Annotated in this window: 13 protein-coding genes and 1 tRNA gene; 5 read left to right on the top strand and 9 right to left on the bottom strand. The window is 67.0% G+C overall.

Going from position 1 to position 13045, the window contains the following annotated elements:
• Positions 1-100 precede the first annotated feature (100 nt).
• From pgi to pcnB, 6 genes are all read right to left on the bottom strand, one after another.
• Positions 101-1615, bottom strand: a complete 1515-nt coding sequence (pgi, locus tag C2U58_RS10215; protein WP_102945755.1) for a glucose-6-phosphate isomerase — start codon at positions 1613-1615, stop codon at positions 101-103.
• On the bottom strand, positions 1612-1992 hold the full coding sequence (gene panD, locus C2U58_RS10220) for an aspartate 1-decarboxylase (RefSeq protein ID WP_068850963.1): 381 nt from the start codon (positions 1990-1992) through the stop codon (positions 1612-1614). The genes pgi and panD overlap by 4 nt, the downstream gene beginning before the upstream one ends.
• Before the next feature lie 473 nt (positions 1993-2465).
• Entirely contained in the window at positions 2466-3308 is an 843-nt protein-coding gene (panC, locus tag C2U58_RS10225) for a pantoate--beta-alanine ligase (RefSeq protein WP_102945756.1), read from the bottom strand.
• Positions 3305-4120 carry a 3-methyl-2-oxobutanoate hydroxymethyltransferase gene (gene panB / locus C2U58_RS10230; RefSeq protein WP_102945757.1) on the bottom strand — a complete coding sequence of 272 codons (816 nt, stop codon included), beginning with the start codon at positions 4118-4120 and terminating at the stop codon, positions 3305-3307. The genes panC and panB overlap by 4 nt, the downstream gene beginning before the upstream one ends.
• 31 nt (positions 4121-4151) lie before the next feature.
• Positions 4152-4640: a 2-amino-4-hydroxy-6-hydroxymethyldihydropteridine diphosphokinase gene (folK, locus tag C2U58_RS10235; RefSeq protein ID WP_102945758.1), complete on the bottom strand. Its 489-nt coding sequence runs from the start codon at positions 4638-4640 to the stop codon at positions 4152-4154.
• A 3-nt stretch (positions 4641-4643) separates the two neighbouring features.
• Positions 4644-6014, bottom strand: a complete 1371-nt coding sequence (pcnB, locus tag C2U58_RS10240; RefSeq protein ID WP_102945759.1) for a polynucleotide adenylyltransferase PcnB — start codon at positions 6012-6014, stop codon at positions 4644-4646.
• A 50-nt stretch (positions 6015-6064) separates the two neighbouring features.
• Between pcnB and C2U58_RS10245 the strand changes: the two genes are divergently transcribed.
• Positions 6065-6139: transfer RNA gene (locus C2U58_RS10245), tRNA-Glu, on the top strand.
• Between the two features lie 67 nt (positions 6140-6206).
• Here the strand turns inward: C2U58_RS10245 and C2U58_RS10250 are convergent.
• Positions 6207-7628 (bottom strand): sugar porter family MFS transporter, encoded by a 1422-nt coding sequence (locus tag C2U58_RS10250; protein WP_102945760.1) that lies wholly within the window; start codon positions 7626-7628, stop codon positions 6207-6209.
• Positions 7629-7810: 182 nt separating this feature from the next.
• On the opposite strand from C2U58_RS10250, the gene fdxA reads away from it, so the two are divergent.
• Entirely contained in the window at positions 7811-8134 is a 324-nt protein-coding gene (gene fdxA / locus C2U58_RS10255; protein WP_070208875.1) for a ferredoxin FdxA, read from the top strand.
• Positions 8135-8827: 693 nt separating this feature from the next.
• Here the strand turns inward: fdxA and C2U58_RS10260 are convergent.
• A complete protein-coding gene (locus C2U58_RS10260; protein ID WP_102945761.1) occupies positions 8828-9337 on the bottom strand; it encodes a hypothetical protein in 510 nt (169 codons plus the stop codon).
• A 28-nt stretch (positions 9338-9365) separates the two neighbouring features.
• Positions 9366-10259: a 4-hydroxy-tetrahydrodipicolinate synthase gene (gene dapA / locus C2U58_RS10265; protein ID WP_102945762.1), complete on the bottom strand. Its 894-nt coding sequence runs from the start codon at positions 10257-10259 to the stop codon at positions 9366-9368.
• Between the two features lie 164 nt (positions 10260-10423).
• On the opposite strand from dapA, the gene C2U58_RS10270 reads away from it, so the two are divergent.
• The 3 genes from C2U58_RS10270 to C2U58_RS10280 all read left to right on the top strand — a co-directional run bounded on the left by C2U58_RS10270 (position 10424) and on the right by C2U58_RS10280 (position 13028).
• Positions 10424-10984 (top strand): glycine cleavage system protein R, encoded by a 561-nt coding sequence (locus C2U58_RS10270; RefSeq protein WP_102945763.1) that lies wholly within the window; start codon positions 10424-10426, stop codon positions 10982-10984.
• Between the two features lie 81 nt (positions 10985-11065).
• Positions 11066-11545 (top strand): peroxiredoxin, encoded by a 480-nt coding sequence (locus tag C2U58_RS10275; RefSeq protein WP_102945764.1) that lies wholly within the window; start codon positions 11066-11068, stop codon positions 11543-11545.
• Between the two features lie 82 nt (positions 11546-11627).
• Complete coding sequence (locus tag C2U58_RS10280; RefSeq protein WP_102945904.1) at positions 11628-13028, top strand: PhoH family protein; 1401 nt, start codon at positions 11628-11630, stop codon at positions 13026-13028.
• Positions 13029-13045: the final 17 nt, after the last annotated feature.

Raw genomic sequence — 13045 nt, forward strand, 5'->3', positions numbered from 1 at the left:
CCGGCTCTGCGCGGAGATGGGTCACGCGAGGAGCCGGCCAGCGGCCGGCACTACGCGGTGTCGAACATCCAGGCGTTCAACCGCACGCGGTGTCGAGCGTTCAGGCCTTCAGGCGGCCCAGCAACTCCAGCGTCACCGGATCGGTGATCGCATGCGCCTCACCCTGCAGCGCCGGCAGCAGCTGGCTGGCCAGCTGCTTGCCCAGCTCCACGCCGAACTGGTCGAAGGCGTTGATGTTCCACACCAGCGACTGCACGTACACCGCGTGTTCGTACATCGCGATCAATGCGCCCAGCGACTGCGGGGTCAGCGCATCCAGCAGGATCAGGGTGCTCGGCCGCCCGCCCGGATACTCGCGGTGCGGGTCGTCACTGCCCTGGCCGTTGGCCAGCGCCTCGGTCTGCGCCAGCAGGTTGGCCATCAGCGCCTGGTGGTTGACCGTGTACGGGTCGTCGTTGTGCACGCAGCCGATGAAGTCGGCCGGAATCACGCTGGTGCCCTGGTGCAGCGCCTGGAAGAAGCTGTGCTGCACGTCGGTGCCCGCCCCGCCCCACCACACCGACACGGTGTCGCTGCCGACCGGGCTGCCGTCCAGCTGCACGCGCTTGCCCAGGCTTTCCATCACCAGCTGCTGCAGGTAGGCCGGCAGCAGCGCCAGGCGCTGGTCGTAGGTCATCACCGCGTGCGTGGCATGGCCGAGCAGGTTACGGTTCCAGATGTCGGTCAGCGCGTGCAGCACGGGCAGGTTCTGGTCCAGCGGCGCGTTGAGCGCATGCGCGTCCATCTCGGCCGCACCGGCCAGCAGCTGCTCGAACCGGTCGAAGCCGATCGCCAGCGCGATCGGGAAGCCGACCGCCGACCACAGCGAATAACGCCCGCCCACCCAGTCCCACATCGGCAGCACGCGGCCGGCGGCAATGGAGAAGGCCTTGGCGGCGCGTTCGGGGTTGGCGCTGACCGCGTACAGGCGGTCGCTGCCGCCCAGCCAGTCGTGCAGGATCTGCCCGTTGAGCAGGGTCTCCTGGGTGCCGAAGGTCTTGGAAATCAGGATGCCGGCGGTGGTCGCCGGGTCCAGCGTGGCCAGGGTGCGCTGCATGGCGGCGCCGTCCACGTTGGAGACGAAATGCACGCGGAAGCGCGCACCGCTGACCGGACGCAGCGCGTCGGCCACCAGGCGTGGACCGAGGTCCGAACCGCCGATGCCCACGCTCACGATATCGGTGACGCCGGTCTTTTCCAGCGCGGCGATCAGCTCGCCCATCTGCGCGCGCACCTGCGCGGCCGTGGCGAACGCGTCGGCCGCGACCGGGGCGCCGGTGGCGTCGCCCCGCAGCGCGGTATGCAGCGCGGCGCGGCCTTCGGTCACGTTGACTGTCTCACCGCGGAACAGGCGCTGGAAACCGCCGGCGACATCGCGCTCGGCGGCCACCTGCAGCAGCGCATCCAGCGCCGCGCGGTCGTACTTCTGCCGCGCGAAGTTGGCATACAACGGACCGACCCGCAGCCCCAGCGATTGTGCGCGGCCCGGCTCGGCGGCGATCAGTGCGGGGATGCTCGCGCCACGCAGGCGCTGGGCATGGGAATGAAGCGGGTCGAATCCGTTGTTCTGTGTCATGCGGCCTGGGTCGGGATGCTGTCGTTGGTGTGGGAGATCTGGTTGTTGCCGTCCACATATACCAACTTCGGCCGGAAGCTGTCAGCTTCTTCTTCGCTCATGCTCGCGAAGGCGGCGATGATGATGATGTCGCCGACCTGCACGTGGCGCGCGGCGCCACCATTGAGCGAGACCACGCCGCTGCCCGCTTCGGCACGGATGGCATAGGTCGAGAAGCGCGCACCGTTGGTGACGTCCCAGATATGCACCTGTTCGAACTCACGGATGCCGGTAGCCAGCAGCAGGTTGTCATCGATGGCGATGGAACCTTCGTAGTTCAGCTCCGAATGGGTCACGGTAGCGCGGTGGATCTTGGTCTTGAGCAGGGAGAGGTGCATGGCACGGGACGACGTAAAAGGAAAGGGAAATTCTAGCACCCGGGGATCTTGGAGAAGTCGCTGCCTCCCGGTCGCTGCCCGCCGTTCAGGGAGATGAGGGCGCGGGATTGACCCAGGCACCGGCCCGGGTCAACCAGTAGCTACGCCTTGGGAGTGCGACGCTTGATGAACCTGGCCGTCGACCTGAGTACAAGCAGCGCAAGAATGACAGAGACGATCAGATTAAGAATGGTGATCCGCTCGCCTGCCATAACTATGGAAACGATCACCCAGATCGAATACAGAAACAAGCATACAAATCCAATCATTCCCACCAAATCAGCAGCGCGCCCAGTTGCAATTGACTTTAAAAACCCCATATAGCTAACCCTCAGTCTATTTTCTCGGATTCAAACGAATCTGACGCTTTTTAAAAAAAGGACGCCATGAGGCGTCCTTTCTTGATCATCGGGTCGTGACCGTGGGCGTCGGACCTAGAACTCCAAGTTGTCGATCAACCGGGTGCTGCCGATCCGGGCGGCGATCAGGGCCACGCGGTTGCCGACCTCGCTGTCGGCCGGCTCGGACAGGTCCGGCTTGCGCACCACCGCGTAGTCGACCTGGAAGCCGGCCGCCTGCAGGGCGGCCGCGGCTTCGGCCTCGATCAGGCTGCGCGGCTTGCCGGTGATGAAGCCTTCGCGCATGCCCAGCAGCACCTGGTGGATGGTGGTCGAGACCGGGCGCTGTTCGGCATTGAGGTACTGGTTGCGCGAGCTCATCGCCAGGCCGTCGGTTTCACGGACGATGTCGCCGCCGACGATCTGGATCGGGAAGGCCAGGTCTTCGACCATCTGGCGGATCACTGCCAGCTGCTGGTAATCCTTCTTGCCAAACGCGGCCACGTCGGGCTGGACCTGGTTGAACAGGCGCGAGACCACCGTGCAGACGCCGTCGAAGTGGCCCGGCCGGTGCGCGCCTTCGAGCAGGCTGGAGATGCCCGGCACGTTCACGCTGGCGGCCAGTTCGACCCCGAACGGGTACATCGATTCGACCGTGGGCAGCCACAGCACGTCACAGCCGGCCTGCTCCAGCCCGGTGGTGTCGGCTTCGGGGGTGCGCGGGTAGCGGGTGAAGTCCTCGTTGGGCCCGAACTGGGTCGGGTTGACGAACACGCTGGAGACCACGCGGTCGGCGTACTGCCGGGCCAGGGTGACCAGCGAATAGTGGCCGGCGTGCAGGTTGCCCATGGTGGGGACCAGCGCAACGCGCAGGCCCTCGCGCTTCCAGCCATTGACGACGGTGCGCAGGCGGGACAGGTCGGTGACGGTGTCGATCATGAGGCGTAGGCGTGTTCTGCGTCGGGGAAGGAGCCGTCGCGCACGGCGTCGGCGTAGGCACGGACCGCGCCGGCCACCGACCCGCCTTCGGCAAGGAAATCCTTGACGAACTTGGGACGGCGATGGCCGCTGTCCAGGCCGAGGAAATCGTGCAGCACCAGCACCTGGCCATCGCAGCCGGGGCCGGCGCCGATGCCGATGGTGGGCACGGCGATGTCGGCGGTGACCTGGGTGGCGATCGGGGTCGGCACGCACTCCAGCACCACCAGGGTGGCGCCCGCCTCTACCGCCGCCTTGGCGTCGTCACGCAGCTGCTGGGCGGCGTCGCCGCGGCCCTGCACCTTGTAGCCGCCCAGGCGCAGTACCGACTGCGGGGTCAAGCCCAGGTGCGAACACACCGGGATCTCGCGCTCGACCAGGTACCGGATGATGTCCAGCTTGAACCCGGCGCCTTCGATCTTGACCATCTCCGCACCGGCCTGGAGCAGGCGCAGCGAGGCGTCCAGCGCGCGTTCCGGCGTGGCATCGGCGCCGAACGGCAGGTCGGCCACCAGCAGCGCCCGCTGCAGCACGCGGGCCACCGCGCGGGTGTGGTAGACCATGTCGTCGGTGGTCACCGGCAGGGTCGAATCGTGCCCCTGCACCACCATGCCCAGCGAGTCGCCGATCAGGATCAGGTCGACGCCATTGGCGTCGAACGCGCGGGCGAAGCCGGCGTCGTAGGCGGTCAGCATCACCAGCTTCTGGCCGTTGCGCTTGGCCTCGGCCAGGGCGGGGACGGTCCAGGGCTTGCTGTCTGCGTGGGTACTCATTAGCTGATAACCGGTGGCGATAAGCCCCGCATTATCCTCCTATTGGCGCGATCCCGCAGGCCTCGATACGCATCGCAGCATCCCGCACGCGGCCGTGACCGGGAATCACCGCCTCCGGGGCGATCTCGGCCAGCGGCAACAGCGCGAACCCGCGTTCGTGCAGGTAGGGGTGCGGCACCTTGAGCTGCGGCAGGTCGATCACCGCTTCGCCGTACAGCAGCAGGTCCAGGTCGAGGGTCCGCGGCCCCCAGTGCACGGCCGCATCGCGGACCCGTCCGAAGCCGCGTTCGATCCCCAGCAGCGCGTCCAGCAGCGCCGTCGCCTCCAGCCCGGTCTCGAGCACGGCGGCGGCGTTGACGAAGGCAGGCTGGTCTTCATTGCCCCAGGCCGGGGTGCTGTAGAGCTGCGAGCGCGCGCGCAGCGTGGTCAGCGGCAGCGCGGCCATCGCCTCGAACGCGCCGCGCAGGGTCTGCGCGGCATCGCCGAGGTTGGCGCCCAGTCCAATACAGGCCAGGGTCACGGCTTACTCGCCTGCGGCCCCACCGGGACGACGGCGGCGGCGGCGGCGCTTGCGCGGTGCGCCGTTCTCGTCCAGTTCGGCTTCGGCATGCGCCGCGTCGAGGGTCGAGTCCAGTTCGGGGCCGGACTGCAGCTGCGCTTCGCGCCAGAACTCCACGTCGGCTGCGTGCTCGCTGGAGGCGACCTGGCGCAGGGCCAGGAAGTCGAACGCGGCACGGAAGCGCGGATGGGTCAGGGTGCGGATCACGCGCTTGCGCTGGCGCGAGCTGAAACGGCCCTGCAGCAGCCAGATTTCCTGCATCGGCAGCGAGAACCGGCGCGGCAGCGCGATGGTGGTCAGCTGGTGCAGGGTGACCCGATCAGCAGCGCGACGCTGCGCTTCTTCGAGCGCCACGCCCTGCTTCTGCAGGGTCGCCAGCGCGCGGCAGAACGCCGGCCACAGCAGCAGCGCGAACAGGAACGAGGGCGACACCGGCTCGTCGTTGGCCACGCGCAGGTCGGTGTTGCGCAGGCCTTCGATCACCATGCGGCGCAGCGCGCCACTGCGGTTGCTGCGCAGCGCGGCGGCGCTTTCGGGGAACATCACGTCGAGCAGGCCGTACCGTTCCAGGCCTTCGAAGCTGGCCACGCCATGCCCGGACAGGAACAGCTTGAGCACTTCCTCGAACAGGCGCGCCGGCGCGGCTTCGCCGAGCAGGCTGGCCAGGCGCGGCAGCGGTTCGGCGGTGGCGTCTTCGATCTGGAAACCAAGCTTGGCCGCCAGGCGCACCGCGCGCAGCATGCGCACCGGGTCTTCGCGGTAGCGCTGTTCGGGGTCGCCGATCAGCTTCATCAGGCGCGCCTGCACGTCTTCGAAGCCGCCGGTGTAGTCGCGCACCGAGAAATCTTCGATGGCGTAGTACAGCGCGTTGCAGGTGAAGTCGCGGCGCACGGCATCGTCTTCGATGCTGCCGTACACGTTGTCGCGCACCAGCATGCCGTTTTCCATCTCGCGGTCGCCGCTGCCGTCATCGCTGTTGGCGCGGAAGGTGGCCACTTCGATGATTTCGCGGCCGAACACCACGTGCGCCAGGCGGAAGCGGCGCCCGATCAGGCGGCAGTTGCGGAACAGCGCCTTGACCTGCTCCGGCGTGGCGTCGGTGGCCACGTCGAAATCCTTGGGGTTGCCGCCGACCAGCAGGTCGCGCACGGCGCCGCCCACCAGGTAGGCGCCGAAGCCCGAGTCGCGCAGCCGGTAGAGCACGCGCAGGGCGTTCGGGCTGATGTCCTTGCGGGAGATGTTGTGCTGGTCGCGGGGGATCACGCGCAGACTGAACGGTGATGTAGCGGAGGAATTGATGTTGGCGCTTCCGGTTGAAGTTTCGGGATTGCCCAATGGCATCGTGGTCCATATACTAGCGCGCTGCGCAGTTCGCGACAAAGCATGCTCCCTTCGTCTAGAGGTTAGGACGTGGCCCTCTCAAGGCTAAAACAGGGGTTCGAGTCCCCTAGGGAGCACCATCTGCCGCGCTGACCTACGAAAAACCCCGCCTCGGCGGGGTTTTTGCGTTGCGGGCGGCCGGGTCCCCTACCCGACCATCTGCTCGAGTTCCTTGCCCTTGGTCTCACGCACGTAGCGCAGCACAAAGAAGATCGAGGCCACCGCCGCCACGGTGTAGATGCCGTAGGCACCGGCCAGGCCGATGCTGGCCAGCAGGACCGGGAAGGTCACGGTAATGGCGAAATTGGCGCTCCACTGCGCGGCGCCGGCCACGGCCAGGCCCGAGCCGCGGATCTGGTTGGGGAACATCTCGCCCAGCATCACCCACATCACCGGGCCCCAGGACATGTTGAAGAACACCACGTAGACGTTGGCGGCGACCAGCGCCAGGCGGCCCATGCCATCGGACAGCTGCAGGCGGCCATCAGCGAGGTGGCCGCTGGAGAACGCCACCACCATCAGCGCCAGCGAGACGGCCATGCCGACCGAGCCGACCCAGAGCAGCGGCTTGCGGCCGATGCGGTCGATCAGCACCACGGTCAGCAGGCAGGCGCCGATGCTGAGCGCGCCGGACAGGACGTTGATCAGCAGCGCGTCGTTTTCGGAGAAGCCGACCGCCTGCCACAGCACCGCGCCGTAATAGAACACGACATTGATGCCGACCAGCTGCTGGAACACGGCCAGGCCGATGCCGATCCAGACGATGGTGCGCAGCTTGCCGGTGGTCTTGTCGACCAGGTCGGACAGGCGCGGGCGATGCTGGTCCTGGGCGAGCGAGCCTTCGATCTCGGCGATCTTGGCCTGGGCCTCGTCGGCACCGTACAGTCGGGTCATGACCGCGAGCGCTTCGGCGCGACGCTTCTTGACCATCAGGTAGCGCGGACTTTCCGGGATCGCCAGCAGCAGGACGAGGAACAGTGCGGAGGGAATGGCCTGCATCCAGAACATCCAGCGCCAGGCTTCCTGGCCCAGCCACAGCACTTCGGTGGAGGCGCCGGCGGCGCGGGCGAGCAGGAAGTTGCTGAGGAACGCGCAGAACAGGCCGCTGATGATGGCGATCTGCTGCACGGTGGCAAGCCGGCCGCGATAACGCGCGGAGGCGACTTCGGCGATGTAGGCGGGGGACATGACGCTGGCGGCGCCGACGGCGATGCCGCCGACGACGCGGGCGATCACGAAGGCCAGCGAGGTGTGGGCGGACCCGGCACCGAGCGCGGACAGCAGGAACATCACGGCGGCGATGATCAGCACGCCGCGCCGGCCGATCCGGTCGCCGAGGCGGCCGGCGAAGAAGGCACCCACGGCGCAGCCGAGCAGCATGGAGGCGACCTCGAAGCCGATGCCGGCCTCGCTGGACTGGAAGGTCTGCTTGAGGCCGTCGACGGTGCCGTTGATGACGCCGCTGTCGAAGCCGAACAGGAAGCCGCCGATCGTGGCGACGCAGCTGATCAGGACGATGAAGGCGGTGTTTTCGCCGCGGACGGCGGTGGCGCTGAGTGTTGTGGACATGAAGGACCCTGGCAGGAAGGGAACAGCGACGAGTCAACGCAACAGGCGGTCCCGGCTCCCCAGCCTGTCTACCGCTAGCCAACGCATTCAACCCCAGCGGCGGCCCCCAGCGCATCGTGCACTGCGTCAAAGCCGCAACTGTTCTAGAATTGTCCGGCTCAACGTCGGATCCAGATCCAGCCATGCCCTTTGTCGTCACCGAAAACTGCATCAAGTGCAAACACACCGATTGCGTGGAAGTGTGCCCCGTGGACTGCTTCCACGAAGGCCCGAACTTCCTGGTGATCGACCCGGACGAGTGCATCGACTGCACCCTGTGCGAGCCGGAATGCCCGGTCAACGCGATCTTCCCGGAAGACGACGTGCCCGCCGGGCAGGAAGGCTTCGTAGCGCTCAACGCCGAGCTGGCCAAGGCCTGGCCGGTGCTGACCGTACGCAAGGACCCGCCGGAGGACGCCGCCGAATGGGATGGCAAGCCGGACAAGCTCCAATATCTGGAGCGGTGAAGCTGAAAAGGCGCCTAATGGCGCCTTTTTTGTGCTCGGTCGCGATTGATGACCTGGCGCCGGGCGTTGCCCGGCTTCGTGCATTTGGGCCAACAGCCGGTGGCTGCCGGGTTCCCTGGTTGGGGCCGGCGGGGGTGGGGGTACGGGACACGCCTTAAATCTCCCGTTAGGCTCGGGCGGCACATCCATGTGCCTTCACGGTCCCGTACCCCCACCCCCGCCGACCCATCGACAGGATGCAGGTAGCCATAGGAAACGCCGATATCGGCCTGCGGCCGACGCATTGATTCGTTCATTTGTCATGCGTTATCGGGCGTTGTTTCGTTCACGGCGGTTGTTTGGGAACCAACCCTACCCGTGTTGACACGCCATGCGTGTCCCCCGTAGACCAGCAGCCCCCACTTCCGTGTCGACCATCGGTCGACACACCGGCTTTTCCCGTGGCCTGCGACCCACCGTCGGAGGGTCGGCGGGGGTGGGTTTGAGGGGGCACGAGCCGCATCGATGCGGCGATGAGCCTACATGGATGTATTTACGGCGTCCCCCACAAACCCGCACCCGACGGCCCTGACCAGGGAAACCCCGCACCCAACGGCTGTTCGCCGAAACGCATGAAGCCGGGCAAAGCCCGGCTCCAGGTGATTGCATGCAATCAGAGAAACGCGCCAGGCAATGAACCCGGCGCGGCAAGCATTACTGCGCCAGCTTGGCCTTCAGCTCGCCCAGCAGCTTGGTCGGGGCGGCGCCGGTGGCCGGCAGGCCGCGCGGGTCGACGGCCGAGATGTAGGCGCCGGCTTCGACGGCGACCACGCGGACCAGGAAGTCGCTGCCCTCGAAGTTCACGTCGTAGGAACCGAGCAGCTGGGCCTTGCTGGCGATCTTCACGCCTTCAACGGACTCCAGCGCGGTGCCGACCTTGCCGAACACCTCTTCCTTGGTGCCCGGAATGGTGAAACCGGCGGTGTTGGCGGCTGCCTGGGTCGGGGCCGGCTTGGCCGCCTGCGAGGCCAGCACCGGCACCTGCGCGGCCGGGTTGTTGCCCGGCGCGTTCAGGTCCGGCGGGACTTCCAGCGGACGCACTTCCGGGGCCATGGCGTAGTCGCCGCGGGCGCCGCGCTTGAAGCAGCCGGTGGTGCCGACCAGGGTAGCGGTGGCCACGATCGCGAACGACAGCACGCGGAGGACGGAAACGGATTGACGCATGTGGATCTCCTGGGTCAGGCCACTGTATTCAGTGGCTGGAAAGGGCTTCGAGCGCACCGATGTCGGTGGCCAGGTGTTCGGCGGCAGCGTGGTGGGCGGCCGAGAGCGGCAGCAGCGGCAGGCGCAGGCCTTGGCCGATGCCGATGCGGCGCAGCAGGTCCTTCACCGGAATCGGGTTGGGCTCCACCCCGCAGAATTCATGGAACGGCTCCAGGCGTGCATCCCACGCCTCGGTGGCCTCGCGCTCCCCGGCCGCAGCCAGGTCGCACATCCGGCGGTAGGCGCCCGGCAGCGCATTCGAGCCGACCGAGATCAGCCCGTCCACGCCCGACAGGATCGAGCGCGCCGCCGTGCCGTCGTCGCCACTGAGGATCGCGAAGTCCGGCGAACGCAGCGCCAGCAGGGCCTGGACCCGGCCGATGTCGCCCACCGCTTCCTTGATCCCCACGATGTTCGGGTGCGCCGCCAGCTCGGCCACCGTCTCCGGCAGCATGTCGCAGCCGGTACGGCCCGGCACGTTGTACAGGACCACCGGCAGGCCACCCTGGTCGGCCACCGCACGGTAATGCGCGACCAGGCCGGCCTGGGTCGGGCGCACGTACGGCGGCGTCACCACCAGCGCATGGGTGGCGCCGCTGGCCGCCGCACGGCGGGTCTGCGCGATCGTTTTGGCCGTTCCCGACAGACCGGTACCGGCCAGCACCGGAATGCGCCCGGCGACCGTTTTGACCGCGCTGCGCAGCAGCTGGTCGTACTCGTCGTCGGACAGGGTCGAGGCTTCACCGGTCGAACCGGCGACCACCACCCCGTGAACGCCACCCTCCAGTTGCAGGTGCAGCAGGCGCTGCCAACCGTCGGGATCCAATGCGCCATTGGCCTGGAAAGGCGTGGCCAGCGCGGTGATGAGACCGGAAAGGGACAAGGAAACGATGCTCGGAAGTAAGGGGGCCAAAGGCCGCGGAAAAGCGCGGCCTGAGGTACGTTGCATGTTACTTGCGGGTCGAAAGCGCGGGCAAGTATGCTGGACTCCGGCGAACGTGCGCCCCTCGGCGCCGTTCAGACTCACCCCGCATTACCGGAACCCCCTTGACCGACTCCACGCCGCGGCCTGCGCCGACCGAAAACCACCTCCTGATCAACGCCTACACGACGCATCCGGAGTCTCCCCTGCTGCCCGTTACCCGGCGCATCGCCGACAGCGGCTGCAACCTGGTCGACGCCCGCCTGTCCACCGTGGGCCGCGACGTCTCGGTCACCGCCCTGGCGACCGGCTCCTGGGACGCCGTGGCCAAGCTCGAAGCCATGCTGACCCGGCTCGAGCGCGAGGAAGGCCTGAAGCTGGTGTGGTACCGCACCGGCGCCAAGCAGGCGCAGTCCAACCTGCTGCCCTACATCGTCGAAGTGATCGCCGCCGACAAGCCCGGCATCCTGTTCCAGCTGGCCGACTTCTTCGACCGCCAGGGCATCACCATCGAAAACCTGCAGAGCACCCGCTATCGCGCCATGCAGACCGGCGCGGAGATGTTCTCGGCGCAGGTCACCATCGGCGTGCCGGCCAACATGCACATCGCCGCCCTGCGCGACGATTTCCTCGAGTTCTGCGACCACCTGAACCTGGACGCGATCATGGACCCGATGAAGTTCTGACGGTTTCGCGCGCCCGTCACCCGGGCGCGGTGTTTCATGCAGTTGTAAAACGCGTCACTCAGGCTCCGCAGCAAGGACCTCATGAACAACGGCGATACCCTGGACAGCACCACCCTTTCGCTTCCGCTGGCGTTGTCCGGCGGCGACAGCACCACCCTCGGCACGCTGGCCGGCCAGTGGCTGGTGCTGTACTTCTACCCCAAGGACAGCACCCCCGGGTGCACCACCGAGGGCATCGACTTCAACGCCCTGCTGCCGCAGTTCAAGCGCGCCGGCGCCCGCGTGCTGGGCGTCTCGCGCGACTCGGTGAAGTCGCACGACAACTTCTGCGCCAAGCAGGGGTTCGCCTTCCCGCTCATCAGCGACGCCGACGAAGCGCTGTGCACCGCCTTCGACGTCATCAAGCTGAAGAACATGTACGGCAAGCAGGTGCGCGGCATCGAACGCAGCACCTTCCTCATTTCTCCCGACAGTCGTATCGTGCAGTCGTGGCGCAAGGTGAAAGTCGCCGGCCACGCCGAATCCGTCCTTGAAGCCCTGAAGGCCGCGAAAACCCAGTGACCAACCCGGCACCCCACAATGGCCATCGCCCTGCCCCGCAGGCCGCGGTGGCTTGTCCCTGTTCTGCCACCAGGAAATGACGATGACCCGAGGCAAGCGCATCTACGTACTGGATACCAACGTGCTGATGCACGATCCAACCGCGCTGTTCAAGTTCGAGGAGCATGATGTCTACCTGCCGATGCAGGTGATCGAAGAGCTGGACAACGGCAAGAAGGGCACTTCCGAAGCGAGCCGCAACGCCCGCCAGGTGAGCCGCTTCCTCAACGAGCTGGTGCAGGCCTCGGGCCTGGACAACCTGGCCGACGGCATTCCGCTGCAGCGTCCCAACGGGCTGCAGCTGCGCGGCAAGCAGAGCGTGGGCCTGCTCCGCTTCCAGACCAGCCACTTCGACGCCGGCAAGAGCTTCGGCGCGGTGATTCCGGACAACGCCATCCTCGGCGCGATCCTCGCGCTGAAGGAACAGACCCCGGACATTCCGGTGGTGTTCGTCTCCAAGGACATCAACCTGCGGATCAAGGCGGCGATCGCCGGGATCGTGTCCGAAGACTACGAGAACGACCGCGCGCTGGACGATTTCAGCCTGCTCTACACCGGCGCCACCGAGCTGCCGGAAGACTTTTGGAAAAAGCACACCGACGACCTGCGCAGCTGGAGCGACAAGGGCCGCACCAGCTACGAGATCCACGCCAGCGACGACGAAGACTGGCATCCGAACCAGTACGCCTACCTGCCCGGCGACGATGAAGTCGAACTGCGCGTGGCCAAGGTCGACGCCAGCGGCAAGGTGATCCTGTCGCTGGTCAACGACTACCGCCACGGCAGCCACGCGGTGTGGGGCATCAGCGCGCGCAACCGCGAGCAGAACTTCGCGCTCAACGCGCTGATGGACCCGGAGATCGACTTCGTCACCCTGCTCGGCACCGCCGGTACCGGCAAGACCCTGCTGGCGCTGGCCGCCGGCCTGGCCCAGACCATGGACCAGCAGCGCTACCGCGAGATCATCATGACCCGCGCCACGGTCAGCGTCGGCGAAGACATCGGCTTCCTGCCCGGCACCGAAGAAGAGAAGATGACGCCGTGGATGGGCGCGCTGACCGACAACCTGGAAGTGCTTACCCACACCCAGGAAGGCGGAGCATGGGGTCGCGCGGCCACCAACGACCTGATCGCCAGCCGGATCAAGATCCGCTCGCTGAACTTCATGCGCGGCCGCACCTTCCTGTCGCGCTACCTGATCCTGGACGAGGCGCAGAACCTCACCCCGAAGCAGATGAAGACGCTGATCACCCGTGCCGGTCCCGGCACCAAGATCGTCTGCCTGGGCAACGTCGAGCAGATCGACACTCCGTACCTGACTGAAACCACCTCGGGCCTGACCTACGCGGTGGACCGCTTCAAGAACTGGCCGCACAGCGCGCACATCACGCTGCGCCGGGGCGAGCGTTCGCGCCTGGCCGACTACGCTTCGGAGGTGTTGTGAACCGTTCCCTGTCCCGA

Source organism: Stenotrophomonas sp. VV52, assembly GCF_002893095.1.
Taxonomy (GTDB): Bacteria; Pseudomonadota; Gammaproteobacteria; order Xanthomonadales; family Xanthomonadaceae; genus Stenotrophomonas; species Stenotrophomonas aracearum.

Excerpts from the sequence above, each read along its gene's own strand:
- pgi (WP_102945755.1), bottom strand. The coding sequence starts at position 1,615 with ATGACACAGAACAACGGATTCGACCCGCTTCATTCCCATGCCCAGCGC.
- panD (WP_068850963.1), bottom strand. The coding sequence starts at position 1,992 with ATGCACCTCTCCCTGCTCAAGACCAAGATCCACCGCGCTACCGTGACC.
- panC (WP_102945756.1), bottom strand. The coding sequence starts at position 3,308 with ATGATCGACACCGTCACCGACCTGTCCCGCCTGCGCACCGTCGTCAAT.
- panB (WP_102945757.1), bottom strand. The coding sequence starts at position 4,120 with ATGAGTACCCACGCAGACAGCAAGCCCTGGACCGTCCCCGCCCTGGCC.
- C2U58_RS10250 (WP_102945760.1), bottom strand. The coding sequence starts at position 7,628 with ATGTCCACAACACTCAGCGCCACCGCCGTCCGCGGCGAAAACACCGCC.
- fdxA (WP_070208875.1), top strand. The coding sequence starts at position 7,811 with ATGCCCTTTGTCGTCACCGAAAACTGCATCAAGTGCAAACACACCGAT.
- C2U58_RS10260 (WP_102945761.1), bottom strand. The coding sequence starts at position 9,337 with ATGCGTCAATCCGTTTCCGTCCTCCGCGTGCTGTCGTTCGCGATCGTG.
- C2U58_RS10275 (WP_102945764.1), top strand. The coding sequence starts at position 11,066 with ATGAACAACGGCGATACCCTGGACAGCACCACCCTTTCGCTTCCGCTG.
- C2U58_RS10280 (WP_102945904.1), top strand. The coding sequence starts at position 11,628 with ATGACCCGAGGCAAGCGCATCTACGTACTGGATACCAACGTGCTGATG.